At 56.6% G+C, this 25,429-nt stretch carries 17 protein-coding genes, 2 tRNA genes and 1 pseudogene; 5 read left to right on the top strand and 15 right to left on the bottom strand.

Going from position 1 to position 25,429, the window contains the following annotated elements; all coding sequences use genetic code 11:
• Nucleotides 1-47: 47 nt before the first annotated feature.
• The 8 genes and pseudogenes from GSD1FS_RS04345 to dapE all read right to left on the bottom strand — a co-directional run bounded on the left by GSD1FS_RS04345 (nt 48) and on the right by dapE (nt 13,618).
• Nucleotides 48-1,229, bottom strand: a complete 1,182-nt coding sequence (locus GSD1FS_RS04345; protein ID WP_155588550.1) for a Cna B-type domain-containing protein — start codon at nt 1,227-1,229, stop codon at nt 48-50.
• 179 nt (nt 1,230-1,408) lie between these two features.
• Nucleotides 1,409-2,361 (bottom strand): annotated as a pseudogene (locus tag GSD1FS_RS04340) (class C sortase).
• 159 nt (nt 2,362-2,520) lie between these two features.
• Nucleotides 2,521-4,128, bottom strand: coding sequence for an isopeptide-forming domain-containing fimbrial protein (locus GSD1FS_RS04335; protein WP_155588549.1), 1,608 nt, complete (start codon nt 4,126-4,128; stop codon nt 2,521-2,523).
• 1,709 nt (nt 4,129-5,837) lie between these two features.
• A complete protein-coding gene (locus GSD1FS_RS04330) occupies nt 5,838-6,212 on the bottom strand; it encodes a Fic family protein (protein ID WP_155588548.1) in 375 nt (124 codons plus the stop codon).
• Nucleotides 6,209-6,721: a Panacea domain-containing protein gene (locus tag GSD1FS_RS04325; RefSeq protein ID WP_155588547.1), complete on the bottom strand. Its 513-nt coding sequence runs from the start codon at nt 6,719-6,721 to the stop codon at nt 6,209-6,211. The genes GSD1FS_RS04330 and GSD1FS_RS04325 overlap by 4 nt, the downstream gene beginning before the upstream one ends.
• Before the next feature lie 731 nt (nt 6,722-7,452).
• Nucleotides 7,453-8,214, bottom strand: coding sequence for an MSCRAMM family protein (locus tag GSD1FS_RS04320; protein WP_343030203.1), 762 nt, complete (start codon nt 8,212-8,214; stop codon nt 7,453-7,455).
• A gap of 1,092 nt (nt 8,215-9,306) precedes the next feature.
• Entirely contained in the window at nt 9,307-11,931 is a 2,625-nt protein-coding gene (locus GSD1FS_RS04315) for an Rne/Rng family ribonuclease (protein WP_246165831.1), read from the bottom strand.
• Nucleotides 11,932-12,433: 502 nt separating this feature from the next.
• Complete coding sequence (gene dapE / locus GSD1FS_RS04310) at nt 12,434-13,618, bottom strand: succinyl-diaminopimelate desuccinylase (protein WP_155588611.1); 1,185 nt, start codon at nt 13,616-13,618, stop codon at nt 12,434-12,436.
• 531 nt (nt 13,619-14,149) lie between these two features.
• Here dapE and GSD1FS_RS04305 point away from each other — a divergent pair.
• Both GSD1FS_RS04305 and GSD1FS_RS04300 read left to right on the top strand, forming a co-directional pair.
• Nucleotides 14,150-14,434: a CopG family transcriptional regulator gene (locus tag GSD1FS_RS04305; protein WP_155588544.1), complete on the top strand. Its 285-nt coding sequence runs from the start codon at nt 14,150-14,152 to the stop codon at nt 14,432-14,434.
• A 179-nt stretch (nt 14,435-14,613) separates the two neighbouring features.
• Nucleotides 14,614-15,558, top strand: a complete 945-nt coding sequence (locus tag GSD1FS_RS04300; RefSeq protein WP_155588543.1) for an AEC family transporter — start codon at nt 14,614-14,616, stop codon at nt 15,556-15,558.
• An 11-nt stretch (nt 15,559-15,569) separates the two neighbouring features.
• Here GSD1FS_RS04300 and GSD1FS_RS04295 read toward each other — a convergent pair whose 3' ends face one another.
• The 7 genes from GSD1FS_RS04295 to GSD1FS_RS04265 form a co-directional block, all read right to left on the bottom strand.
• Nucleotides 15,570-16,997: an FtsX-like permease family protein gene (locus GSD1FS_RS04295; RefSeq protein ID WP_155588542.1), complete on the bottom strand. Its 1,428-nt coding sequence runs from the start codon at nt 16,995-16,997 to the stop codon at nt 15,570-15,572.
• Nucleotides 16,994-17,830 carry an ABC transporter ATP-binding protein gene (locus tag GSD1FS_RS04290; RefSeq protein ID WP_246165830.1) on the bottom strand — a complete coding sequence of 279 codons (837 nt, stop codon included), beginning with the start codon at nt 17,828-17,830 and terminating at the stop codon, nt 16,994-16,996. The genes GSD1FS_RS04295 and GSD1FS_RS04290 overlap by 4 nt, the downstream gene beginning before the upstream one ends.
• 256 nt (nt 17,831-18,086) lie before the next feature.
• Nucleotides 18,087-18,788, bottom strand: coding sequence for a ribonuclease HII (locus GSD1FS_RS04285; RefSeq protein ID WP_155588541.1), 702 nt, complete (start codon nt 18,786-18,788; stop codon nt 18,087-18,089).
• Between the two features lie 6 nt (nt 18,789-18,794).
• Nucleotides 18,795-19,454, bottom strand: coding sequence for a signal peptidase I (lepB, locus tag GSD1FS_RS04280; RefSeq protein ID WP_246165829.1), 660 nt, complete (start codon nt 19,452-19,454; stop codon nt 18,795-18,797).
• A gap of 227 nt (nt 19,455-19,681) precedes the next feature.
• Nucleotides 19,682-20,047: a 50S ribosomal protein L19 gene (rplS, locus tag GSD1FS_RS04275; RefSeq protein WP_155588540.1), complete on the bottom strand. Its 366-nt coding sequence runs from the start codon at nt 20,045-20,047 to the stop codon at nt 19,682-19,684.
• 508 nt (nt 20,048-20,555) lie between these two features.
• Nucleotides 20,556-22,253, bottom strand: coding sequence for a glucose-6-phosphate isomerase (gene pgi, locus GSD1FS_RS04270; RefSeq protein ID WP_155588539.1), 1,698 nt, complete (start codon nt 22,251-22,253; stop codon nt 20,556-20,558).
• 276 nt (nt 22,254-22,529) lie between these two features.
• Nucleotides 22,530-23,741 (bottom strand): mannose-1-phosphate guanylyltransferase, encoded by a 1,212-nt coding sequence (locus tag GSD1FS_RS04265; protein WP_155588538.1) that lies wholly within the window; start codon nt 23,739-23,741, stop codon nt 22,530-22,532.
• 383 nt (nt 23,742-24,124) lie between these two features.
• Here GSD1FS_RS04265 and GSD1FS_RS04260 point away from each other — a divergent pair.
• The 3 genes from GSD1FS_RS04260 (at nt 24,125) to GSD1FS_RS04250 (ending at nt 25,391) form a co-directional block, all read left to right on the top strand.
• Nucleotides 24,125-24,200, top strand: a tRNA-Thr gene (locus GSD1FS_RS04260).
• A 54-nt stretch (nt 24,201-24,254) separates the two neighbouring features.
• Nucleotides 24,255-24,336 (top strand) — tRNA-Leu (locus GSD1FS_RS04255).
• A 44-nt stretch (nt 24,337-24,380) separates the two neighbouring features.
• Nucleotides 24,381-25,391, top strand: a complete 1,011-nt coding sequence (locus tag GSD1FS_RS04250; RefSeq protein WP_196425028.1) for an AEC family transporter — start codon at nt 24,381-24,383, stop codon at nt 25,389-25,391.
• Nucleotides 25,392-25,429: the final 38 nt, after the last annotated feature.

Raw genomic sequence — 25,429 nt, 5'->3', positions numbered from 1 at the left:
GCTGATTTCAGCACCCACCTCTTTATATATGGAGTTCATGAAGAAGATTACTTGTCGCGCGACCTGCGCACTTCACGGATCAGCACGAGCGCGATCATCACGCACGCTACTGCGATGGCCACGATTGAAGCGACCTCAGCGCCGGTGTGCGCGGTGGATGGTCGGTTCGGCGTGGTGGTCGAAACCGGCACAGTCGGCTCGTTCGGCTTGCTCGGCTTCGAATTGGTGATCGTGAAATCAGCGGTTTCCGGGTTGATGATGTCTTCATCGATGAACACCTTGTAGCCTTCCGGCACTTCATCTTCAACCACGAAATAGCGATCGCCAACAGGCAGGTTGTCCCACACGCACTTCCAGTCGTTCTCTTCCGAAAGCGTTTCAGTGCCGATCGGGTCATCTTGACCCTCCAAGTAAAGCGACACGGTGATCGACTTCGGGCGCGTTGCCGGATCGTCGTTCTTCCATACCTTCTCAACGTGAATAGGGTCGACGCCGGTGGCGCAATCAGCTTTTACCGAGATGGTCACGTTCATTGGGTCATCATCGCCAGCGCTTGGCAGTCCAACGAGCGACGAAGAAATAACATATTTGTCATTCTCAATCTTGCCCTGTGCCGTAGTGCCAGTGCCAGCAATCTGGTGAATTGGAGCGTCCACCAAGTAGAGTCCGCGCTCAAGTCCGTCAAACACAGCCTGGCCGAGCACCGTCGTTCCGCCAGAATCCTTGCCTTCTTCAGCCAAGTGAGTGTAGCGAGTCATCACTGGCTCTGCTTTGTTGTCAACACTGTCTTCAGCGTCAGCTTGCTTGATCTTGGCACTCAACGTGTCGCTGAGTCCGCGCAGCTGCTCTGCGCTGGCGCCAATAATATCGACAATACTGATCTCAGTGCCGGTTGTTTCATCGAACATGCCGATCGATGAATAAAACTCATTATCAAACGGTGCGACAGGCACATACTTGCCCTTCGTGCCGTCCCACACGCCGATCTTATATAAATTGAACTCAGCGTTCTGAATCGGCGTATCTTTGCCGTTCTTCGTCACGTTGAAATCCACGGTGATGCTGCCCGTTTCGGCGGCGTGCGCAGAAGGAAGCACCGTGCACCATCCCCCTACGAGCGCGATGACGAGCGCCATGGCGAGCAGTCGCCATTTTGCTGCAAACGATTCCTTGGTCATCGTTTTCTCCTTCTTTGCCGAGCCAGCGTTCGCAGTGCCGGCGCAGCGCATTCTCCTTATACAAATTCGATTATATTGTCGAGTTTTTATCTCGTCCACGTTGCGAGCTCCACCACTCACATCGTGAGCGAACCTGTTCCAACTCTGCTCTTTTGCAACCTTTATATAAGTCACGCAAAGTGAGTGCTCAGCTCAACTCGACAGCTGTGCAAGCGGAACAGTGCGCTAGGTCAGGCACTGTGATCCCTGCTGTAAGGAGCGCGGTGCTTGAACTTGCCGTTCGGCGTGATGTCGTTCAGTTTCCTGCGATTGTGCCGGCGCACGAGCCAGATGGCGAGCAGCAGCACGATCAGCACCAGCAAACCGGCGGCAGCGACCGCAGTCCACAGCATCGACGTCGGGTTGTCGTAGGTAGTCGAGTCCGGCGTCACCGGATTCGCGACGCGATGCCCGCGCACTAGCAGACGGTGCGAGTTGACTCCGTACGGCGTGCAGGTGACGAGCGTGGCGTAGTCCTTGCCGTCTTCGAAATTGAGCTTGTCCATTTCCGCGGGTTTGACAACGCTGATCTGGTCGACTTCGTAGGTCAGCGTCTCGTCGAGCACGTGGAACTGGAAAATATCGCCTTTTTGAGCTGGTCAAGATCGGTGATGAGTTTGGCACTCGGCAAGCCGGTGTGCCCTGAGACAACAGTGTGCGTGCCTTCACCGCCCACGGGAAGCGTCGAGCCGGTCAGGTGGCCGATGGCGATCTGCAGCACGGATTCATCGGTGCCGTGGTAGATCGGGAGTCTCACCTTGATCGCGGGAATGGACACGTAGCCCATGATGCCGGTGCCGGTCACGTCGAGCGTCTTGTTGTAGCGCTCGAGCATGGCCTTGTCGTCTTCCAAATGCCAGCGGTCGGGGTAGGTTTTGAGCTCTTCGTTGTATGCCTTGGCCTCGGCGAGCATCTTCGCGCGCTGTTGCGGCTCCAAGCTTTCGACCTGCTCAACGTAGCCGGCGACTGCACGCGATTGGTGCATGCGATTCCACCAGTTCGCCACGCTCGGGTATGCGAGCACGCCCACACCGACGAGAAGAACCACTGCGAAGAAAGCGATGATGGCGTTGCTCACCGCATTGCTTTTCTTCTTGGTTGTAGCGGCGCTACGCTCTTCTGTGGTGTGTTGTTCCTTGCTCATTGCCTTGCATCTACTAGCTGTGCGTTATTTGCGTAGACTTACACGGATTACCGTGCAGCGCATGCGAATATCGGGAAAGCGGGCACTCCACATTGAAGGTCGTTCAATGGAATGCCCGCTTTTCAAGTCAACCTATTCGGTTGGAGTGTTGGTCGGCTCTCAGGCGTTGCGGCGACGCAGCGCAATGGTCAGGCCAGCAGCCGCGGCGAGCACGATGATCGCGCCAACGGTGTAGAGAATCGTGGTGCCCATGCCACCAGTCGACGGAAGCGAGGACTCAGCACCGTTCTCGACGGTGACCGGAACAGCGCCATCGTTCAGATCAAGTTCATTGGATCCCTTGCCAGCCACGACCACGGTCAACTTGGTCAGGGCATTAGAAGCAGTTCCATCGAACTCCTGGTTATTGACAGTGACCGCCTTGATTTCAATGGCGATTGGAGCACTGAGCAGGGTATAGCCGTCAGGAGCAACAGTTTCCTTCAGGTTGTATTGGCCAGCATCAAGACCGGAGATGGAGAACGCACCCTTTGCGTCACTTTCAAGTTCTGTAGCATCAGCTTCTGCATCGACCCATTCCACAGTGGTCTTATCATCAGCAGTGGTGGCCTTGTACCACTTGTTGGCATGGGTGCCGTCGGTGGCCTGCAGCTTGAACTTAGCGCCTTTCAGCTTCTTTTTGTTGTCGCCCTTATCGACCTTGGTCACATCAAGATTGTAGGTGAATACCACAACTTTATCGACCGGGGTCGTGTCAGTGCCAGTGGTGTCATTCGGGTTGTTCGAGAACTCAAGATACATTTCGTTCGGGTTACCCGGCAGACCGATCTCCGCATCAGAGTTCAGAGTTGCGTTGTAGCGAATGATGATCTTGTCGCCCGTTGCGAACTTAGTCGAAATCTTCTTCAGATCCTGATCCGTGTTATTCGGAGCAACAGTGAAGGTCTCACCGTTTGCGCCATCAGCCACGGTGAAATCAGAAGTGATATCTGTGTTGGTGTTGTTCTTGTAGACCTTAACGGAGCCCTTATTGAACGTCAGGCCATCGGACATCGTATCGTGGAAGATGTACTTGAACGTATCGAACTTGTCGTAGTTCGCAGGAATCGTACCGACGAACTCGAACGGAACGGTATCGCCAATGTTGTAATCAGCGACGTCATTGTACTTTTCTTCCAGAGTATAGTCGGTAACTCGGTTAGGATCTGTGTTACCCGTGACGGTCTTATTGTTTTCCTGCACCTTCTTCTGCGAGGTAACAGTGCCGTCCTTTGGATCAAGGGTCAGGCCATTCGTGCCAACGATCTTAGCCATATCAAGGCTCTTGATGCTCTCCTTGTCGCTATCGAAAGTGGTCTGCTTGATCAGGTAGTAGCCGGAATCTACAGTGTTAGCGTCTGCTTTCAGCACAGTGCCGGTAGCACCGGCCTTCAGATAACCGTTGAGAGCAGCTGCGATCTGAGCCTCTGTCTTCTTGGCATCTCCATCCTTCTCCCACGAAGCGATGGTATCCAGAGTAGCTTTGTCAACCGGATCGCCAACCTTGCCGGTGGAATCCGCACCCCACTTGACGTTGGTGAGCTTGCCCTCAGCGTTCACATCACCAGTGAAAATCTGGTATGCCGTGAACTTGCTGGCATCATCTTGTTTGACCGTGATTGTCGAATCATTAGGTGCTGCGTAAGCAGAGGTGGCGCCGACGAAGCCGGTAACACCGAGGGAGAGAGCCGCAACAACGGCAGCCGCACCCTTCCAAACCTTCTTCATGTTGTTCTCCTTATATTTGTGTGCACTTCGGGAACGGAAGCAAACCGCTCTCCTTTTGAACTTCTGGCAGAGATCTCGCAAAAGAGCCCTGCCAAGGTCTGCCACGTTTCCCTTGTGTTTGCTGTTGGAACGGGTCGCGTCAAGGTCGATGCGTGCGCTCGTGACCGCGCCAGTGTGGCCCGGGCAGCTGCGCGCCCCAATCCCAATAACCTGACAGATCTGATGCTGTAGATGACTCTACGATCATCAGACGGGTAGCAAAAGAAAGAAATGGATTTCTTTTCCATTTCTTCGCAATTACTTTGTCAAATCATTCAGTTATCAAGCCGTGCGCTAAAACGCTATGCTTACAGCGTTTAGAACAAGCTTCGAAACAAACTATATGCCAAATGTTCGCTGTTCGCAAATTCGACATTCAGACTCGATAATCACAGTTGCTCAATTTTCCGATGTTTTCGCCACTTTTGAACACTACAAATCTTACGAGCAGTTCGCAATATGAACACAAATTACTGTATGTCTGTCTAGTTATCACTACCATATAGTCCTATAAAACTAGGCAAACACTAGTCAAATATTCAATCAAATGGCAGTTTGGCGCACATATTTGTCAGCAATTCGCGCTCTTTGCAAACTTTTGGCTATTTTCCGCCATTCTCTCAGAAACTAGCAGTATTCACAAAACCAGCACATTCTTCACAATTTCCCCATATTTCTCAAAAAGAACATGCCATATCAGTTTTATTCATCTTTTTTGAACTGCCAGCACCATTACAAGCAACCACTTGTGTTCCGCCAACAGATCGAACCTGCTACTTGCAGGTGAAAGGAATTACTGGCGTGCACGTAGCAGAACAATGCTACTGGAAGCACGTGTAAGCAACCGCACACGCGCACTTAGCAGATAGATCCTGCTGACAGTGCAAGAGGAAGCCCCCTCGCGCACACTCAACAGAACAGTTCCGCTCACCGTGCATGTGGAATATCGTTGGCGTGCACTCAACAGAATGGTTCTGCTCACTGCACGCGAGAGATGCTGCTAGCGCACACTCAACAGATAGATCCTGCTGACAGTGCAAGAGGAAACCTCCTCACGCACACCCAGCAGATGCAACATGCTCACTGTGCGTGAAGCAATCTCTTCACGCACACCCAACAGAACCGTTCTGTCCGCGGTGCGAGGAGAGGCCCTTTTACGCACACTCAACAGATAGATCCTGCTCGACGTGCGCGAAGAATCCGCTTTACGCACACCCAGCAGAACGGTTCTGCTCGCCGCACGCGAAGAAGCCTCCTCGCGCAACATTCAACAGATACAAACTGCTCAGAGTGCGCGAGGATTGCCACTAGCGCGCACTGAACAGATCAATTCTGCAGAAATACAAAAAGTTAGATTATTCATAAGAATGCTACAAAGTGGTACGTTGAGGCGAAACAAACGGCAGCTCTTAACAATGCAGATACTCGCGAATCGCAAGAAATCCCACGAAGGCATCGCCATAAAGCTTTCGGCACTAAAAACTGACGACGACAAGCACATACGCTGAAATGCTCTCAAAAGAAACCTCGTCAATGCCTTCCTTAGTAGAGTATCTGTGCTCGCTGGCGCAGGAAAGCAGCCAGTTCGTTCACCGTGTGCTTTCTTTGAACCACATCTTGAATCCACTGATACATTTCATTTTGTGACGGATCCGGCGAATCACTGAACGTCAGCGATATGTTATTGTCCTCCAAAAAGCCACAGATGCACGAAGCGCCGTTCGTTTATTACCGTCTGCGAAAATATGGTCTTGGGCAAGGTGCTCAGCAAATATGCTCACCTGCTCAAAAATATCGGCATATCTATCTGCCGGCGGTTGCCCAAACACACTGCCAAAAACTGCAGCGACAACACTACCGAGCCTACCAAGAGTTCTTTCTTCATATTCCGCAGACGTGTTCGCAGATATATTGAAAGCAACTGAACTTTGCACTAATAGTTTGTGCAAAGAATTGATATTCTCAACAAAAGCTTGCTGATATGCGTCATTAAGAGTGATGGGCGGGAGTACTAGCTCTCGCCCATCACTTGCGTAGATGCTCATGAGTTCTCCAGCATTCGCAGCGCATTAGGCCAACGCCGATCGACCTCTTGCACACCCCAAGTAAACGTGTGTTTCCACGGAACTTCAGCAGTGAAATCCACGGAGTCACGAATCATCTGAGGCGTAATAACGTTGTTCTTACCTTCCTCATACGTCTTTTCCCAAGCGCCGCCCTCGCGGTGAGACAGCCGCACAAGGTCGAAAGTCATCAACTTGCCGTAGGTCTGGCGAAGTTCATCAGCAACGGCACTGAGACGAGCATCTTCAATCACCTTGCCGTGGGGTGCCGGAACAGATCTGCTCCCATACTGCTTGAATTCGCGGTACACTGCAGGTTCAACAGGACCATATTCCCAAGCTTGAATGGGATCCTCGAATAGCGGCTCACCGTATTTCCTGAGAGCAATGACCTGCGCGTAGTAAACCAATTTGTTCAGTTTGAGATTGGTCAGATCGAGTTGATCACTCCAATTTGCAATCAAATAATTCGCGACATCTAACGACCGCATGTGCCCTCCCTTCCGGTCTTACGCTGAATATAAGCAATTATTTCAGTGTACTAGCATCTCGCTTCGCGAACAATATCGAGATTGCGAAGCTGCGGGAATGCATTCAACAGATACAAGCTGCTCGGCGTGCGTGAAAGATGTTGTTGGCGTGTACCCAGCAGATAGATCCTGCTCGCCGTGCGCGCAGGAGCTCCTTCTCGCACACTTAACAGAAATACTCTGCTCACAGTGCATGAAGAAGACTCTTTGCGCACACCCAACAGGACGGTTCCGTTCAACGTGCATATGGGTTATCGCTGGTGTGCATCCAACAGATAGCTCCTGCCCACAGTGCAAGAGGAGGGATCCTCACGCACGCCCAGCAGAGCTGTTCTGCGCACAGTGCGCGGAGAGACCCATTTACGCACACTCAACAGGTAGATTCTGCTCGACGTGCGCGAAGAATCCGCTTCCCGCACATACGACAGAACAGTTCTGCTTAACGTGCATGAAGAAGCTCCTTTACGCACATTCGGCAGAATGGTTCTGCTCAACGTGCACGAAGGAACCCCTTCTCGTACACTCAACAGAAATGTTCTGCTCACAGTGCGTAAAGGATCCCCTTAACGTGCACTCAGCAGAACGGTTTTGCTCAGTGCATGCGAGGAAGCAGCATAACATGCATTCAGCAGATGCAAGCTGCTCACCGTGCACGAAAGGTTGCTGAGTGACTTATATATATTGCTCGGGAATCAGGCGAGCTCGCGGCGAAGCAAGAGCGCACCGGCAAGTAGAGAGAGAAGCGCCAGGGCGCAGCCGAGCAGTGTCAGCGGAAGCGGTGTCTCACCACCGGCGGCAGGCAGAACCACGCCAGGAGTATTCTCGATGAGGTTGCCCGCCACAGCTTGGTTGTTGAGCTTGAGCTGGATCGTCTCGGTGACGTTGCTCGCGTTGATCTCAAACGTATACACCGCGCCCTCTTCTGGGAGATCGTAGCCAGCTGGAGCTTTCGTTTCTTCAAGCGTGTACGTGCCCCACGCGAGTTCCGTCAACTGGAATTGACCGCGAGCGCTGTTCTGATCGAGCCACTCGCCCACTTCGCAAGCGCCGCTCCCCTGTTCGCAATCGGTTATCAGGTCAACGGTGATCGTCTCGGCTGAACCCGTTGCAGAGTATGGCGTGAACGTGAGCTTCCATTCGGAGCCGGAGAGGTAGGGTTTCGAACCATCGGCATCTTCCTCCGAGCTCACCTTGCTCCATGCCACGCTTCCGGTTGCGCGAGTATTGCCAATCGCGTTGCCCGCAACAACTTCGCCATCAATGGGCGCACCCGTTTGCGAGTCGAACGCACCGGCATCTGCCATCTCGAGTGCAACGAAAGAAGTGCCTGCTGTGATCTCGAAATAATAGGCTTTCTCGCTCGCAATGTAGCCAGCTGGAGCGGTTTGCTCAGTAAGGCGATATCTGCCAATTGGCAATTCCTGCAGTGTGAACTTACCGGCAGCTGAGTCAATATCGCGAAAAAGACGTCATCCAGCACGGCTTACGCACACCGAACATGCGCACAAGCTGACAACCCCGGTGCTTTCAGCACATTCGCCGGAAAAGAAAAAGACCGGGGCCTAGAAGGTGGAGAGACGGCCCCGATCAATATAAGGAGAAGAGTTGGGATCTCAATAAGATTGAGAAAGCAACTACTTTGCTCATAATACGCGCGTTATTGTTAATATTGCAAACACAAATCTCATTATCACAATCTTTTCAAATATCGTCACAAAATTTTGCACGCATGCTCTAGACACGATTTTCCGCAGTATTATGCCGATTTGCGAGGATTTTCAACAAGAAAATGTCAACATCTCCGTTGATGAAGACATTTTCTATGAGGCTATTCACTTCTGCGCATAATAATATCTTCAGATTGACGCTCTGCATAGAAAAATATTCGACTCTTTACATTTTCTCCAAAATTAGAGTGATAGCAGTTCAAGCAATGGCAATAAATCTTGCAAGAAGAGGTCAGCTGATATGAACGGACGAGCACAGTACGCGAGAAACTGGGAGAACTCGCGGGAGACGTAGACCTCGAAACGCACATTAGAAACGGAGAAGGCGGCCGTTAGAAAACGGCGCCTAGAGAGAGAAGGAGATATCATAACAGTCGGTTTGCGAATCGGCTATCACGAACAAATTGACGATTCAAAAATCAGGGGAAAGAAATCGTCAAGAACTATTATGCGCTGTTTGCACACTACGCGCCAGCGTATACCGTGAAACTTCACGTCTCATTCACACAATTGCACATTCGCAATAAAAACGGCACGTTCAAATGTGTGCTGAATGTTGGTGTACGGGAGTATTTCGCTTACGAAGCGACATTATTGAGCATATCCACGTGTATCGGTGACGGTATTCCAACGATTTCTGACGATCGTACTTGACGAATCGGCTATTAATGTCGCCTCGTAAGTGAAATACCTTACACCAACACTAAAACGCAATCATTAATCGCTGTGCGCTATCACGTAACCGACTATTCCAAAAGCGAGGGGCGCCAGAACCATTCAAAGTTCTGGCGCCCCTCGCAATGCCAAGTTTGAGAAAACTCAGTTCTCTTCCTCCACGGTCACAGAAACGTCGTCTGTGGTGGAATCTGTGGAATCATCTACGATCTGGCTTTCCACATGTTCCTCGACCACGCTGTTCTGCGCAGCGGTATCAGCGGAATCGTCGGCGTTGGCAGCGTTCTCCTCAGCTTCTTCAGCGACGTTTGCGGCGACGGCGGCGGCAGCGATCTGCGCCAGCTTCGCCTTCACAGCAGCTGAAGAACCCTTTGGAGCGTGCACGTCTGGCGTGCCATGCCCGTGCTTGTTCGTGCGAACGAACGGGTCGCCGCCCTTCAGCGCGTACGGATCGTCGAAATCAGCGGAAATCGTGGGCTCGTCGTGCACGATGAAGCCGCGGCCATGGCACTCCGGGCACTCTTCGGAGAATGCCTCGACCAAACCCTGACCGATGCGCTTGCGGGTCATCTGCACGAGTCCGAGCGACGTGACCTCGGCCACCTGATGCTTGGTGCGGTCGCGCGCCAGGCATTCGACCAGGCGGCGCAGCACCAGGTCGCGGTTGGCGGGCATCACCATGTCGACGTAATCGATCATCACCATGCCGCCGATGTCGCGCAGTCGCAGCTGGCGGGCGATCTCTTCGGAAGCCTCCAAGTTGCAGCGAGTCACCGTCTCTTCCAGCGACTTGCCTTTGCCGATGAAGCGGCCGGTGTTCACGTCGATCGTGGTCATGGCCTCAGTGCGGTCGATCACGATGGAACCGCCGGACGGCAGGTACACCTGGCGTTCCATGCCCTTGCGCAGCTGCGAGTCGATCTGCCACTTGTCGAACACGTCTTTGCCGCCGTGCTCCTCCGGATCCCAGCGCTCAAGCTTGTTGCGCAGATCGGGAGCCATGCGCTCGAGGTAGTCTTCGATGCGCTGATACACGCCGTCGCCTTCGACGATCATCTTGTTGAAGTCGTCGTTGAAGATGTCGCGAACCACGCGAATCGCCACATCCGGCTCGCCCTGCAGCAACTTCGGGCGTTTGCCGTGCAGGAACTCCTCGCGCTTCTTCTGAATCTCTTCCCACTGGTGGGTCAAGCCCTCAAGATCTTTGACGATCGCCTCTTCGGAAGCGCCTTCAGCCGCCGTGCGAATGATCACGCCCATGTCTTTCGGCGCGATCTTCGAGACGATCGACTTCAGGCGATTGCGTTCGCGGTCGCTGAGCTTGCGGCTCACGCCGGTCATACCGCCGGACGGCACGAGCACGAGGAAGCGGCCGGCGAGCGTCACCTGCGAAGTCAGGCGCGCGCCCTTGTGACCGATCGGATCTTTCGTCACCTGCACGAGCACCGGATCGCCGGACTTGAACGCGAGCTCGATGCGGCGCGGCTGCCCTTCCAAACGCGTGGTGTCCCAGTTCACTTCGCCGGCGTAGAGCACGCCGTTGCGAGCCTGACCGATGTCGACGAACGCGGCCTCCATGCTCGGCAGCACGTTCTGCACGCGACCGAGATAGATATTGCCGACAGTCGCGACTTCCTGAATATCGGAGACGTAGTGCTCCACGAGCACGTTGTCTTCGATCACGGAGATCTGCGTGTGGCGTCCGCGTTCGCGCACCACCATCAGGCGGTCCACGTTCTCGCGGCGTGCGAGGAAGTCCTGTTCGAGCAACTGGTTCTGGCGGCTGCGCTCACGACGATTGTCGCGCCTACGCTGCTTCTTCGCCTCGAGTCGAGTCGATCCCTCCACATCGGTGATCTCGTCGATGTATTGCTGCTTGCGCGAGCGACGCGGCTGCTCGTCATCATCCGAATTCTTCGAGTGGCGGCGACGACGGCGACGCGTGACCGTGGTCTCCTCGTTCTCCGCCTCGTCTTCCGCACGCTCGGCGCGCGAACGGCGGCGTCGACGCACGGTGACGTTCTCTTCTTCGGAGTCGTCGTCGGAATTCGAGGAAGTGTTCTCGTCTTCCTTCGCATTGTTCGCGTTGTCGGACGAGTGACGGCGGCGACGGCGACGCGTGCGCGTGGAGGTCTCCTCGTCGTTGGACTGCTCGGATTCCCCGCTCTCATCGTCGATCGGCGCATACACGATGTCGTCGAGCACCAAGTCTTCCTCGATTTGCTCGACTTCGGCTGCCGCGCGACGTTCCTGCGCGTTCAGTCGGCGATTGCGCGCGCGCTTACGCGTGCGAGTCTGCGGCTCTTCGCTCGACTCCGTTTTCTCGGAATCATCCTCACGCGAGTCCTCGTCTTCGTGTGCGCGAGCGGGCAGAACCGGCTCCTGGAACAGCAGCGAGGTCATCGGGCGCGCTCGGCGAGACGCGCGCTTGTGCGGCTGCGCGTTCTCGTCATCGGAGAACGTCGCGTCGAGCGAGTCGAGCGCGCTCTTGGCACGTTCTTCAGTGGCGCCGTCTTCCGCTGGCTGTGCTGAATTATTATTCGAATTATTCGAATTGTCAGCAGCCGCATTATCTGTTTCGGTAGTGCGACGCGTGCGACGAGTCGTACGCGTGGTCTTCGCGCGGCGCGTGCGGCGACGCGGTTCAGATTCTTCGTCGGAGGATTCCTCGTGATCCGCCGCGGTCAGCTCCTTGACCGGCTCGCGCGCTTCGATGGCGACGGCCGGCTCTTGGAACAGCGGCGCGCGATCATGCACTTCGAGTTCCATGGCTGCGCCGGCGGCACCTGCTCCGCGCACTACGCGGCGGCCGCGGCGACGGCGAACCGGGGTGGAATCCGTGGTGTGTGCAGTATTATTTTCCGTATTATTCTGCGACTCAGACGAGCCGCTCTCAGTTACTTCGGGCACAATGCTCCCTACGCAATGCGCTGCAATCGCATCGCAAACGCTCTGGCTCCGCACAGTGTCACACTGCCCTCTCACGGCAGTCGCGCACAAAGCGCCTGTGGAAGCAATCCAAAAGTCAAATGCATCGCTGGCGGACACCTGCGTTGCGGGGAACCTCATTGCCTCATAGCCATTGCAGTACGGTTCAACCGCGACGGGATCGACGCCATCGGATGTTGGAACGGTTTGCAGCACCGTTCATGCTCAGTATGCCACAAGGTGTGCGCAAACCCAAGCTCTGACTATATTGAGATAAATAATATGAGACACTAATTATTTATTATTTATTTAATATTATTGAGTATCTCTCATATTTCTTTTATTAATTGAGCCAGTCGCGCAGAATTTCAGCCATCGTCAACAGCTCGCTTTCGGCGACCTGCTCGTCGTGCTTGTGTGCGAGCAGCGGAGAACCGGCGCCGAAGTTCACGGCGGGAATGCCGAGCTGCGAGAAGCGCGCGACGTCGGTCCAGCCGAGTTTCGCCTCCGGTTTCTTACCGGTGCGCTCCTCGACGAGGGCGGCCAGCGAGCGCGTCAGCTCGGAGTCCATGCCAGGGCGGGCGGACGGCGATTCGTCTTTCATCTCGATGCCAAAACCCTCGAACACGCCACCAGTGGCAGTGTGCTCGCCGTTGCCGAGTTCGGCACCGCAATCATCGCCGATCATCAGCGCCTTGGCCTGAGCGATCGTTTTGTCGGGCGCAAAACGGTAGTTGACGTGAACGCGGCATTCGCCGGGGATCACGTTGGTGCCGTTACCGCCGTTGATGAGCGTGGCGTTGAGTCCTTCACGGTACACGAGCCCGTCCACTTCAATGCTGGCGTCTTCGTGCGCGTTGAGTCGGTTGAGAATTTCGGCGGCGGCGTGAATGGCGTTCTTGCCCATCCACGCGCGGGCGGAGTGTGCGGCGACGCCGTGCGTGATCACGTCGAAGCGCATTGTGCCGTTGCATCCGCCTTCGATGCCGCAGCTGGTCGGTTCGCCGATGATCGCGAAGTCGCCGGTGATCCAGTCGGGGTGCGCTTCGACCACCTTGCGCAGGCCGTTCTTTTCGGCGGCCACTTCCTCGTGGTCGTAGAACACGTAGGTCAGATCGTATTTCGGTTCGGTGAGCGCGGCGGCGAGGTAGAGCAGCACGGCGTCGGACGCCTTCATATCGGTGGCACCGCGCCCCCAGATCACCTGCTCTTCGGGGTGCGCCTGGGCGATCTCCTCGCGGATGAGCGGGTCGCCGGGTGCGAGCAGTCGTGGCGGGAAGTTGTCGATAACCGGCACCGTGTCGAGGTGGCCAGCGAGAATCACGCGTTTGCTGCGGCCAAGATTCGTGGATGCGACCAATGTGTCACCGTGGCGGCGCACGGTCAGGTGCGGCTGCTGATTCAGGAATCGTTCGACCATATCGGTGAGCGGGCCTTCGTCGTCGCTCACCGAGTAGACGGCCATGATCTGCGCCATCAGCGAGTTGAGCGTGGCCTGTGCGTCCGCTGTGCCGTCAACGGCATACATGCCAGTGCCTTCGAGCGTGATTTCAGTGGGCGCGGGTTCGAGAACGATCGAATCAGTCATACATCGGCTCCTTGGTGAGCGTGCGACGGCAGGCAGTCAGCGACCGTGCCAACCGGTGCACGTAAATACGTAGTAAGTATTCGCTGCCCAACATCGTAACAGGCTATGCACCAGCAACCCTCGCGGCGTCCAAAGCATATACACGTTTGACGCAGGATATTACCGTGGTAATATTTGGGTATTACTTGATTCTTGGAGGTGTGGAGTGAAGATCTACGTGTTGCCGCGCGTACACGAAAGGCACCCCGAACTGTCTGAGGAAGATGTGCTGACCGCATTTCGCAGCGTCATGGTGGAAGCCCGCAGGGACAATGGCACTTGGGTCTGCATAGGACTTGACGGACGCGGCCGAGACGTGGAGATGGTCTACGCGCAACAGGAAGACAGCGTGCTTATATACCACGTCATGACTCCACCTACAAAGAAAACCATGAACGAAATAAGCCACCTGCACGGAGATGGGAGGAAGCTATGAGTGACTTCAACGAACAGGATAAAAAACTGTTGGCTATGTTCGGAATGAGCGAGGATCAAGTCAGAGATGACGTGACACGCATGGAATCTGAAGAGGCCGACCACGGCATCACAGGACCTGTTCACTATGGGTTGCACATGTTGCCGGAAAACAGCGAAGAGATGGTCAGCATGACCATCAAACTGCCTAAAAGCCAACTCGAAGCGGTCACAGCCGCCGCAAAGCGTTACCACATCAGCCGCAGCGAATACGTACGCCGCCAACTAGCGGGAGCAATCTAAAAAATATACAAGCGAAGGCCTATGAGCATCTGAATGCTCATAGGCCTTCGCTTATTTTCTGCACTTCCCACTCCCAGCAGATGGACGTTCACGGGCACGTGTGCACTCCCAGTGCAACACTGTTAGAAGTTCGCGTCATGCGGGGCGCACGAGAACGAAGAGGAGATGCAAGGAGCGTTATGGCGGGCTTAATCAGCGCAATGGAGGGATTCTGCGTCATCGGCATCGTGATCGCGGCCGGCTACATTGCAGCTCGCATGCGCATCGGCGGACCGCAGGCGCAGTATGTGCTCAACCGTCTGAGCTTCTTCGTGGCAAGCCCCTGCCTGATGTTCGACATTCTGGCAGACGAGAAGATCACCGAGATCTTCCACCCATCCATTCTGGTGGCATTCTTCTCCGCTATGGCGGTGGGTGTGATCTTCCTGATCCTCAACCGCATCTTCTTCCATTTGAAAGCACCGGATGCAACGATCGGTGCGCTCAACTCGCTGTATTTGAACTCGAACAACATCGGCTTGCCTATCGCCACCTACATTCTCGGCAACCCCGCGCTCGTCGCGCCGATTCTGGTGATGCAGCAGGCGCTGTTCACGCCGATCGGTCTGACGGTGCTCGACGTGACTACCAAAGGCAAGGTGTCTGCGAAGGAGATCGCCAAGCAGCCGTTGCACCAGCCGCTGCTGATCGGTTCCTTGCTCGGCATTCTCGTGTCGCTGCTCAACGCACGCTTCGGCTTCAGCATCGTGCCGAACTTCATCCGCGACCCGATAAGCATGATCGGCGACGCCGCAGTGCCTATGATCCTGATGGCATTCGGCATGTCGCTGCACGGCACGAAGCCACTGCAGAACAAGGGCAACATTCCAGCGATCTTCACGGTGGCTGCATTGAAGAACATCGTGATGCCGATCATCGCGTTCTTGCTCGCCTACTTCGTGATGGGTTTCCGTGGCACGGTGCTCTATGGTTGCGTGGTGCTCGCAGCACTGCCGACCGGCCAGAACGTCTACAATTACGCGGCCCGCTACAACGTCGGCATGACCTTCGCGCGCGACGGCATTCTGATCTCCACAATGACGAGCCCAATCTTCATTGCGATCATCGCCGCATTGCTCTCTTGATTTTTCTAATATCAATCGTCACGACGGCGACTGATCGTGTCGAGATGAGCGGCAGTGCGGTTGGCGCTGATTGCGCCGATCGACACCAGCGCATAGCAGAGCGCGATGCCGAGCACAAAGCGAATCAGCATGGCTGGCTCTGAGATCGCAGAACCGATCAGCGGCAGCATCAGGAACATCGAGCAGCCAGCGGAGATGATGATCACCGTGTTGAGCGGCGTGAGCACTTCGCTGAACCGTGCGCGGCGCAATGTACGCGCATCGGTGCCCTCAAGAATGAGCATGTGGTATTCGTCTGCCTGGTCGAACACGCTTGCGGACTGCATGATGCCGGAGCTGACTGCCGCCAGCACAGCAGCAAACAGCAGAGTGAGCATGCCGCCGAGAGCGATGTCGTGCATCATCATCGCGCTCTCCGGGTCGCCGCCGTCGACTGTGGCGAAGATGCCGCACACCGACGTGATGCCGGCGATGAACACAGCGAGCGCAATGCCGGAAACGTTGCGCCATGCACGCTTCGGGTTGTCGAGAATGCGACGCATCGCGATCATCGTCGCCGCATTCTTCGGTCTGCGGGAACGTGCTCGTGCGACCGCCGTGATCACCCACGAGCCGATCAGGTTGAGCAGCAGGAAGCAACCGCCGATAATCGCAAAGATCATTCCATACACCACCACAGTGCCCGCGCCGGCGAACATGTTGAGGTTGTTGAGCAGCATGAAGCCGATCACGATTGCGGCGACGAAGATCACGGCACGCCAACCGCTCGGCAGCGCAGAACCTTGGCGGGCGCTCACGCCCAGTGGAGTGATGGCCACGCGACGCAGTGTGAGCAGCGCGGAAACAAGTGCAAGCACTGCAACACCAGCCACTGTGCCAAGCAGAGCCCAAGGCCCTACCCATAGTTGTTCGAAGGTGAACCGTTGGTTTTCGAAGTTGAGCAGCATGATCAGCGGCATGATGGCGAAGTAGCCGGCAATGCCGATGATCGCGCCGATCACCGCCTGACCGACCGCTTCGAATGCCGTCAGTCGTGTGACCTGCGAGGTGGTTGCGCCAGCCAAGCGCAGTGCGGCGAGGCGTTCATCGCGGCGTGTGGCCGCGAGGCGCGCGGCTGAGCCGGCGAGCGCGGTGAACGGCACGATCAGCAGCACGCATGCGAAGATGGCGAGCGTCACATAGAAATCGCCGTTTTCACTCACTGGCAGGTGTGCGGTGCAGTGTGATGCGTTGAAGAAGCAGGCTGCTGTGCGGTCTGGCGACGCGCGCCAGATGAACCCGTGCAAACCGCCGAGCACGGTCAGGAAGATTGCGGTGGCGGAGGCGAAGGCGATGATCGCGAGCAAGCCGGTGTGGTCACGCACACCGTCGTTTTGCGATTGGCGCGCGCCGACGAAGCTCGTGCGGTGGAACAGTCTCCACAAGGCGAACGTGCTCATCGTGCGGCTCCTTGCTGGGTTGGATATTGAGAGTATTGCTGGGTTTGCGGGTATTGAGGCTGCTGCATCACTGGCTGTGGCTGCATTGGCGGTTGCTGCACTGCTTGCGGGTAGTTCGCCGGACGGTTGGCTGCATCGAGGATCATACCGTCGCGCATGTTGACCACGCGATCGCAGTATTGGGTGATGTTCGGATCGTGCGTGACGAGCACGACGGCGGAATGGTTCGCGTTCGCCGCCTGCATCAAGAGGTTCATTACCTCATGGCCGGTGTTCTGGTCGAGCGCGCCCGTTGGTTCGTCTGCGAAGATGATCGCCGGGTTCACGCATAATGCTCGCGCGATGGCGACGCGCTGCATCTGGCCGCCACTCATCTGGCCGGGACGATTGCGCAGCAGATTACGCAATCCCATGCGCTCAAGCCACACGGCGGCTTGGTCGGTGGCCTGCGCATACGGCATTCCGCCGAGCATAAGCGGTAGCGCTACGTTTTCAATGGCTGGCAGTTCCGGCAGCAGCTGACCGGACTGGAACACGAATCCGAAGGCTTGACGGCGTAGTTTCGTGCGTTCGGCGTCGCTGATGTGATCAACGTCGGTGCCACGGAACAGCACCTGCCCCGCCGTCGGCTTGGTGATGCCGGCGAGCACGTGCAGCAATGTGGATTTGCCGGAGCCCGAAGGCCCCATGATCGCTACTCGTTCGCCTTCACCTATCTGGAAGTTCACGTGATTCAGTGCCAGAGGCTGCATCATGGGCATCGGAGGCATTGGCGAGTTTGCACTTGTATTGCGCGAAGTCTGCTGTGAAGCGCTGGTCGCGTTGTAGTCCATGACGAGGTTGATACCCTGAAGCACCGCTTGCACGCGCGGCTGTGCGCTGCTATTCACTGGTGCGTATGTTTGTGTTGCGTTCATGCTCCCCAAGATATGCGGGAGCTGACGCATGCTCCATCATGCAGCAGGATGAATTCGCGAGCCGTAGCTGCTCAACCTCATCCCTAAGGCTGAGTCGTGCGCTGCTTTTGCAACCAATATATATTGGTCGCAAAAGATGGAGAGCGCACGAAAGCGTAGAGTTGCTCGGAACTTATGTGAGATGCCAGGTCAGGCGGTGCAGATCGCTGGGACCATACTCGGCGATGGCGGCACGATGCGCTTTCGAACCATACCCCTTGTTGTGCGCCCACTCATAGCGAGCGTATTCCGGCGATGATTCAGCCAACTTAACCATCAGGCGGTCTCGCGTCACTTTGGCGAGCACGGCGGCGGCGGCGATGCTTGCGCAATGCTGGTCGCCCTTCACCTGCGTGATCACATGCGCTGGAACCGGCACTGCCGGAGCTTCAAACGTGCCCAAAGCCTTGGTGATGTAGTCGTTCGGGCCGTCGAGAATCGCGCCAACGCGCACGACGCCAGTCGCTTCGATCCCCAACGCCTGCTCCACGCCGTCTAGTGCGCGCAAAGCCGCTATGCCGAGCGCGTGTGAAATCCCCCAGTCATCGATCTCGGTATTGCTCGCCGAGCCGATCGAATATGCGTCAACCCATGTTTGCAGTGGTTCGAACAATGCGTCGCGGCGGTGTTCGGTGAGCATCTTCGAATCCGCCAAATAGTGCGGCATCGTAGCTTCAGCAGAGTCGAGATGCTGCGCGAAGAACGCGGCGGCACCCACCATAACAGGCCCTGCGAGCGAGCCACGCCCCACCTCGTCGAAGCCGACGATAAGCGAATAACCGTCTTCAGCCAGCCCACGTTCCAGCGCGAACGTGGGCGTTGCGGTAATACTCATATGCACTCAGTCCGAACTGGAGCTTGAACTCGGGTCGGGCACATTCGCGAACACGTCGCTGTGATTGCTCAGCGTGCCCAGTCTGTTCAGCGGCCAGTAGCGGGCGAATGCCACGCCGGAAATGTCGGAAATCGGCACCTGACCATGCTCGGAATCGTTGAGATGATAGCGGGAATCAGCCGAATTGCTGCGGTTGTCACCCATCACGAACACGTGATCCGCCGATACCGTCACTTTGAACGCGAACGAGCTGGGCTGGTCGCCGGGCTTGATGTAGCTGGTCTCATCGATCGCCACGCCATTGATCTTGATCGGCTGCCCAGCGCCGTCGCACTCCACGGTGTCACCAGGCAAGCCGATAAGCCGCTTGATCAAAAAGTCACTTTTGTAGGTGTTCCCCTCGTTGGCGAGCCAGTTCGACGGATCCTTGAACACCACCACGTCGCCGCGTTTCAGCGACACCATGCGCGGAGACAGTTTGGTGGTGATCACGCGGTCGCCCGGCATAATCGTGTTCTCCATCGACTTCGACGGGATCACATACATACCGAACACAAAAATACGCAGCAGCACAATAATCGCAACGGGAATCGCGCACCATACGAAAAAGTCGCGCACAGACGACGCAGTGGAAGACTTCTTGCTTGCCTTGTTATCCGACTGCATCGGCGACGGTGTTGAACTGTCGGCAACGTCAGCTGTCATAGATGCGTTTGCTGCCGAGTCATCGAACTTCTGCGGTTCCACGGCCCCTCCTCTAGTTGTATTCGCACACCACTGTAACAGTTCCGCGCGCATCGTACGCGCGGGCGTGACACATGTAGCAACGATGAACTATATGCGAAAGCCGAGTCTGCGAACCACAGACTCGGCTTCTCACGTAAAAACTGAACTCACTTAGCGGAGTTGTCGCGGCGCTCGACGATGCGAGCAGCCTTACCGCGCAGGTTGCGCAGGTAGTAGAGCTTCGCGCGGCGCACGCGGCCACGGCGAACGACCTTGATCGAGTCGATCGATGGGGAGTGCAGCGGGAAGCGACGCTCAACGCCGGTGCCGAAGCTGATCTTGCGCACGATGAAGGTCTCGCGAACGCCAGCGCCCTGACGGCCGATCACCACGCCGGTGAAGGTCTGAATACGGGAGTTGTTGCCTTCCTTGATCTTCACGTTGACGTCAACGGTGTCGCCTGGACGGAAATCCGGGATCTCCTCGGCTGGCTTCATGTGCTTGGCGTCGAATGCCTCAATAGCGTTAACCATAGTGTTTCCTTATTCACTGCCGCATGTCAGCGCATAGTTAGGAGTTCTGCTCATTGGCGGAACTCTCGTCGGTATTTTCGAAACCTGTTTCGAAAAGCTTGCCAATCCGCCGAAAGTCGAGTTCGGCTGGACTCTTCGGGCACGCGGGTTCATGCGGCGACTCGCCTGCCGGCACAGCGAAACACAATTATATACAATCCCGTGGATTCCATCGCTGTTCGCACACTCCACTCCCCCTATTTTGCTGGTGGGGATATAAAACGCAACTATGCGCATGTATATGAGCTGAGAAAACCGCTATTTTTCAACGAAATAGATTGCGGATTACTTGAGGGTGCAAGAGTTTTATATCCCCGCCAGCAAAATGAGGGAGACAAAGCAGGGTGCGAGATGGGAGCTGCGCAAAAACAGTGTCCGGCAACCGCTTACGCGGTGCCGGACACTGTTTAGAGCGCTGCCGCCGCTCACGCGACGGCAGCAATGTGCGAAAGTATGCGAATCTGAGCGATCAGAACTCGCGAACCTCACGGTAGAAGTTGATCAGGCTGCGGGTCGAAGCATCCTGAGCGGCGAGAGCGTCGTCATCCTGCGAGATCGCCGGAGTGATCTGCTTGGCGAGCTGCTTGCCGAGCTCAACGCCCCACTGATCGTAGGAGTCGAGGCCCCAGACCGTGCCTTCGACGAAGGTGATCATCTCGTAGAGGGAGATGAGCTCGCCGAGTGCGAATGCGTCGAGACGGACGCCCATGATCGACGTGGTTGGGCGGTTGCCGGTGAACACGCGAGCTGGAACGATGTCTTCAGGAGTGCCTTCAGCGCGCACTTCGTCAGCGGTCTTGCCGAACGCGAGAGCCTTGGTCTGGGCGAAGTAGTTGCCGAGCAGCAGCTCATGCATATCCTGATCGCCGTCCTTGAGCGGGTTCGGGGTGTTCGCGAACGCGATGAAGTCGGCTGGGATCAGCTGAGTGCCCTGGTGAATGAGCTGGTAGAAGGCGTGCTGGCCGTTGGTGCCTGGCTCGCCCCAGAAGATCTCACCGGTTTCGGTGGTGACCGGGGTGCCATCCCAACGCACGGACTTGCCGTTGGATTCCATCGTCAGCTGCTGCAGATACGCCGGGAAGCGGTGCAGGTACTGGTCGTATGGGAGCACGGCGTGGGAGGCGACCTTGAAGAAGTTGCGGTACCACACGTTGATCATGCCCATGATCACGACGGCGTTCTTCTCGAACGGCGTCTGCGCAAAGTACTTGTCGACCTCACGGAAGCCTGCGAGGAACTCCTCGAAGCGTGCTGGGCCGAAGACGATGGCGAGGGTCAGGCCGACTGCGGAGTCGACGGAGTAACGGCCACCAACCCAATCCCAGAAGCCGAAGGCGTTCTTCGGGTCGATGCCGAATTCCTTGACGCGCTCAAGGTTGGTCGACACAGCGACGAAGTGCTTCTCAACGGCTTCGGCGTTCTGTGCATCGGAGCCGTCGATGGCGCCGGATGCCTGAAGCTCTTCGAGCAGCCAGGCGCGGGCTTCGCGAGCGTTGGTGAGCGTCTCGAGCGTGCCGAAGGTCTTGGAGACGACCACGAACAGCGTGGTCTCTGGATCGAGGTCGCGGGTCTTCTCGGCGATGTCGTTCGGGTCGATGTTCGAAATGTAGCGAGCCTTGATGCCAGCGTCGGCGTATGGCTTGAGTGCCTCATACACCATGACTGGGCCCAGGTCGGAGCCGCCGATGCCGATGTTGACGACGGTTTCGATTTCCTTGCCGGTCACGCCCTTCCATTCGCCGGAGCGAACCTTGTCGGCGAACGCATACATGCGATCGAGGGTTTCACGCACGTCCTTGACGACGTCCTGACCGTCAACGATCAGCTTGCCCTCATCGGAGGCTTCGCGGCGCAGAGCGGTGTGCAGCACGGCACGATCCTCGGTGTTGTTGATGTGCACGCCGGAATACATGTCTTTCGTGCGCTGTGCGAGGTGCACTTCGTCGGCGAGCTCGGCGAACAGCTTGATGGTCTCCGGCTTGATCAAGTTCTTGGAGAAGTCGAAACGCAGGGTGCCGACGTCGAACGACAGGGCATCCACACGGTTCGGATCATCATTGAACCACTTCTTGAGGTCGATTCCCTGGGCCTGCAGCTCGTCATAGTGCTTCTGCAGCTTGCCCCACGCCTCGGTGGTCGTGGCGTCAACTGGCGGATTGATTGCCATACGATTTTCCTTTCATCATCAGATAAATAACTGCGGATCCCTCACCCGCGCCGCGAGCAGTCACTCGAGTACTCACTGCGGGTATCTAGGCATACGTTTGCAGTCAATCATCGGTCTTCACAATACTCATAAAATACGACAGTCACGCCGCGCATTACTATATTTTCTCGAGCATACTGTGAGTTTCTGAACGTTGGCTCAGAAACTCACATGAGAAATGTGCGATTTCGCTGTGACATCGTTTGCAAAACAGATGTTCGGCAGCTCGGCGCGCGCTCAGAGCAGATCTTCTCGCCCTGACTCGTCGAGCATTTTCACCATGGATTTGACTTCCTGGCTACGTGCGCGAGGCGCGATGAGCAGTGCGTCGGGAGTATCGACCACAACCATGTCGTTCACGCCAAGCAGCGTCACCGTGCGGTTGGCGTCGGGCACCACGATGTCGCCGGCGGAGTCGAGCGTCACCACTTGGTCGGGATTGCCGAGCACCTTGAGATTGCGCTCGTTCACGCTCGGCAGCAGCGCGGCGACCGAGTTGAAATCGCCGATGTCGTCCCACCCGAAATCACCTGGGATCATAGCGACGCCGCCCTCCACGGAGAGTGGCTCGGCGACGGCGTAGTCAAACGCGATTTTCTCCAACGACTGCCAGTATTTGTTCATTGCGGCGTCGCGATGCTCGTGGAAATCCGCCACATCAACTGTTTCGCGCGCGTTTTCACCGCGCTCGTGCGCCTCCGCCTGAGCTTGCGCGAGTGCGCGGTCATCTTCGATGATCGCGTCTGCAATGGCGTCGATTGCACGCGCGAGCTGCGGCTTGTATTGATGCAGATGATCGAGCAGCACATCCGCGCGCATCACGAACATGCCGGCATTCCAACGATATTCGCCGGTTGACAAATACGCTTGCGCGGTCGCCGCGTTCGGCTTCTCAACGAACCGCTCGACTATGCACGCGTCTGGAGCGTCGGGGATCTCGTCGGCGAGCGACTGCCCCTCGTGAATGTAGCCGAACGCGGTGGATGGGCGCGACGCGGCGATGCCGATTGTGGTGATGTAGCCGGCACGCGCGGTTTCGACGGCTTGGCGAACCGCGTCGACGAACGCGACTTTGCCGCGGATCACATGGTCTGCGGCGAATGATCCGACGACGATGTTGTTACCGTGCCTGCGCGCGAGCACTGCCGTGGCGAGCGCGATGGCGGCGGTGGAATCGCGCGGCGCGGGCTCTGCGAAAATATGCTCCGGCGCGACTTCCGGCAGCTGCTCCTCGACTGCGGCGACATGACGCTCACCTGTGCTGATGCACACGTGGTCCATGCCAGCGATGGCGGCCAACCTGTCGAAGGTCGATTGAATAAGCGTGCGACCCTGCCCAAGCAGATCGAACAGGAACTTTGGCTTGGCTTCACGGCTCAGTGGCCAAAGGCGCGTGCCGGTGCCGCCTGCGGGAATGATGGCGTAAAAATCGTCGAATCCGTTGCTCATGCCCACAATTCTACCGCCGCTCCCCTATTCCCCTCTTACCGTCATATGTGCAAGTGACATATATGGAAGTGATCGCGTACCAAATGCCGGCGTGGAGGTATTTCGCTTACGAAGAGACATTACTGGGCGTATACGCGTGTATAGGTGACGGCATTTCAACGTTTTTCAGCGATTGTACTTGCCGAACGGGCGCATAATGTCTCCTCATAAGCGAAATACCCTCGCGCCAGCACTTGGGAACGCACTCACATAAGCGTCACAACATAAGAGTCGCCAAGTCCCGCTCTCCACCGCCCATATATACGCGGCAGAAACGTAAGCGACACGCCGACACAGATTTCTGGGACTTACGCTATACTCTATTTCTTGTGCACTAAGCATGTGCCACTTTAGCTCAGTCGGTAGAGCGGCTCACTCGTAATGAGCAGGTCGACAGTTCGATTCTGTCAAGTGGCTCCATCACCCTAGACGCTTCGCCGCCTAGGGTTTTGTATATCCGGCGCAGTCCGGCACGCGCGAGTGGCGTAATTGGTAGCCGCGCAGGATTTAGGTTCCTGTGACTTCGGTCGTGTGGGTTCGAGTCCCATCTCGCGCACTTTCGCGCTTCACGACAGGGTTCGGCGTAAGCTCAGAACCGTTATGTTGACTCTGCTACAACCGATTGCCCTGCTGTGCATCATCATCACCGGCTACTTGTTCAAGCGCGGCGGACTGTTCAAACCACGTGACTACCGCGTGATTCAGGTGGCGCTGTTCGACCTCGTGCTGCCGGGCGCGATCGTGTATTCGTTCGCCACGAATCCGCACGACCGTTCACTGCTGTGGCTCTCGCTGTTCGGCTTCATCGTGGCGCTCATTCCGGTGTTGGTGATTTTCACCGCCACCCGCCACTCCCCCGTCACCGAACGCGCGTTTCTTATGCTGAACGCATCAGGGCTCAACATCGGCTGCTTCTGCTTCCCGGTGGTGCAGGCGTTTCTGGGCGCGCAGGCGGTTGTGCCCGCCGCGATGTTCGACATCGGCAACTGCATCATGGTGGCTGCCGGCACGAATGTGATGACGCAGACGCTACTGCATATTCATCCCGGAAAAACGCTGGCGGAGCAAGGCGCTGGCGAGGCTCCAACGCTGCCATACACGAAACCGACCGACAAAGACGCCAAACGACTTGCGCACCGTGCCCTTCGCCGCACGATTCTCAAAGGCTTCGTCGGTTCGGTGCCGTTCGACACCTACGTGCTGATGATCGTGATCACGCTCTGTGGCTGGTCGCTGCCCGAGTGGGTCGCCGCGCTGTTCCACCCGTTCTCGAACGCGAACGCGTTCTTCGCGATGCTGATGGTGGGCATGATGATGGATCTTCCCGCCAGCAAACACGACACATTGGAAGTGTTGCGCGTGCTCGCCTGGCGCTTGCCTTTCGGCATCGCGTTCGCCTGCGCCGCTTGGTTCCTGCTGCCGTTCAGCCCGATGATCCGCGAAGCGACGATGATGTGCTGCCTCGCCCCGGTCGCCGTCTTCTCCACGCTGTTCACCGACGAAGTGCTCGGCAACGCGCGTCTCGCAGGCTTCACGCTGTCGCTGAGCGCGGTGATCAGTTTGGTGCTGATGACCGGCGCGCACACGCTCATCACCGCCGGCCTCATCTGACGCAATTCGCGCGGCAAAACTCCGCGTGCGACATCCGC

The organism is Bifidobacterium canis (genome assembly GCF_009727065.1).
Taxonomy (GTDB): domain Bacteria; phylum Actinomycetota; class Actinomycetes; order Actinomycetales; family Bifidobacteriaceae; genus Bifidobacterium; species Bifidobacterium canis.
The sequence above is the reverse complement of the archived record's forward strand: the minus strand, read 5'-3'. Positions and strand labels throughout refer to the sequence as shown.

Coding starts and splice junctions, on each gene's coding strand:
- GSD1FS_RS04345 (WP_155588550.1), bottom strand. CDS start 1,229: ATGCGCTGCGCCGGCACTGCGAACGCTGGCTCGGCAAAGAAGGAGAAA.
- GSD1FS_RS04335 (WP_155588549.1), bottom strand. CDS start 4,128: ATGAAGAAGGTTTGGAAGGGTGCGGCTGCCGTTGTTGCGGCTCTCTCC.
- GSD1FS_RS04330 (WP_155588548.1), bottom strand. CDS start 6,212: ATGAGCATCTACGCAAGTGATGGGCGAGAGCTAGTACTCCCGCCCATC.
- GSD1FS_RS04325 (WP_155588547.1), bottom strand. CDS start 6,721: ATGCGGTCGTTAGATGTCGCGAATTATTTGATTGCAAATTGGAGTGAT.
- GSD1FS_RS04315 (WP_246165831.1), bottom strand. CDS start 11,931: ATGGAACTCGAAGTGCATGATCGCGCGCCGCTGTTCCAAGAGCCGGCC.
- dapE (WP_155588611.1), bottom strand. CDS start 13,618: ATGTATGCCGTTGACGGCACAGCGGACGCACAGGCCACGCTCAACTCG.
- GSD1FS_RS04305 (WP_155588544.1), top strand. CDS start 14,150: ATGAGTGACTTCAACGAACAGGATAAAAAACTGTTGGCTATGTTCGGA.
- GSD1FS_RS04300 (WP_155588543.1), top strand. CDS start 14,614: ATGGCGGGCTTAATCAGCGCAATGGAGGGATTCTGCGTCATCGGCATC.
- GSD1FS_RS04295 (WP_155588542.1), bottom strand. CDS start 16,997: ATGAGCACGTTCGCCTTGTGGAGACTGTTCCACCGCACGAGCTTCGTC.
- GSD1FS_RS04290 (WP_246165830.1), bottom strand. CDS start 17,830: ATGGACTACAACGCGACCAGCGCTTCACAGCAGACTTCGCGCAATACA.
- GSD1FS_RS04285 (WP_155588541.1), bottom strand. CDS start 18,788: ATGAGTATTACCGCAACGCCCACGTTCGCGCTGGAACGTGGGCTGGCT.
- lepB (WP_246165829.1), bottom strand. CDS start 19,454: ATGCAGTCGGATAACAAGGCAAGCAAGAAGTCTTCCACTGCGTCGTCT.
- rplS (WP_155588540.1), bottom strand. CDS start 20,047: ATGGTTAACGCTATTGAGGCATTCGACGCCAAGCACATGAAGCCAGCC.
- pgi (WP_155588539.1), bottom strand. CDS start 22,253: ATGGCAATCAATCCGCCAGTTGACGCCACGACCACCGAGGCGTGGGGC.
- GSD1FS_RS04265 (WP_155588538.1), bottom strand. CDS start 23,741: ATGAGCAACGGATTCGACGATTTTTACGCCATCATTCCCGCAGGCGGC.
- GSD1FS_RS04250 (WP_196425028.1), top strand. CDS start 24,381: ATGTTGACTCTGCTACAACCGATTGCCCTGCTGTGCATCATCATCACC.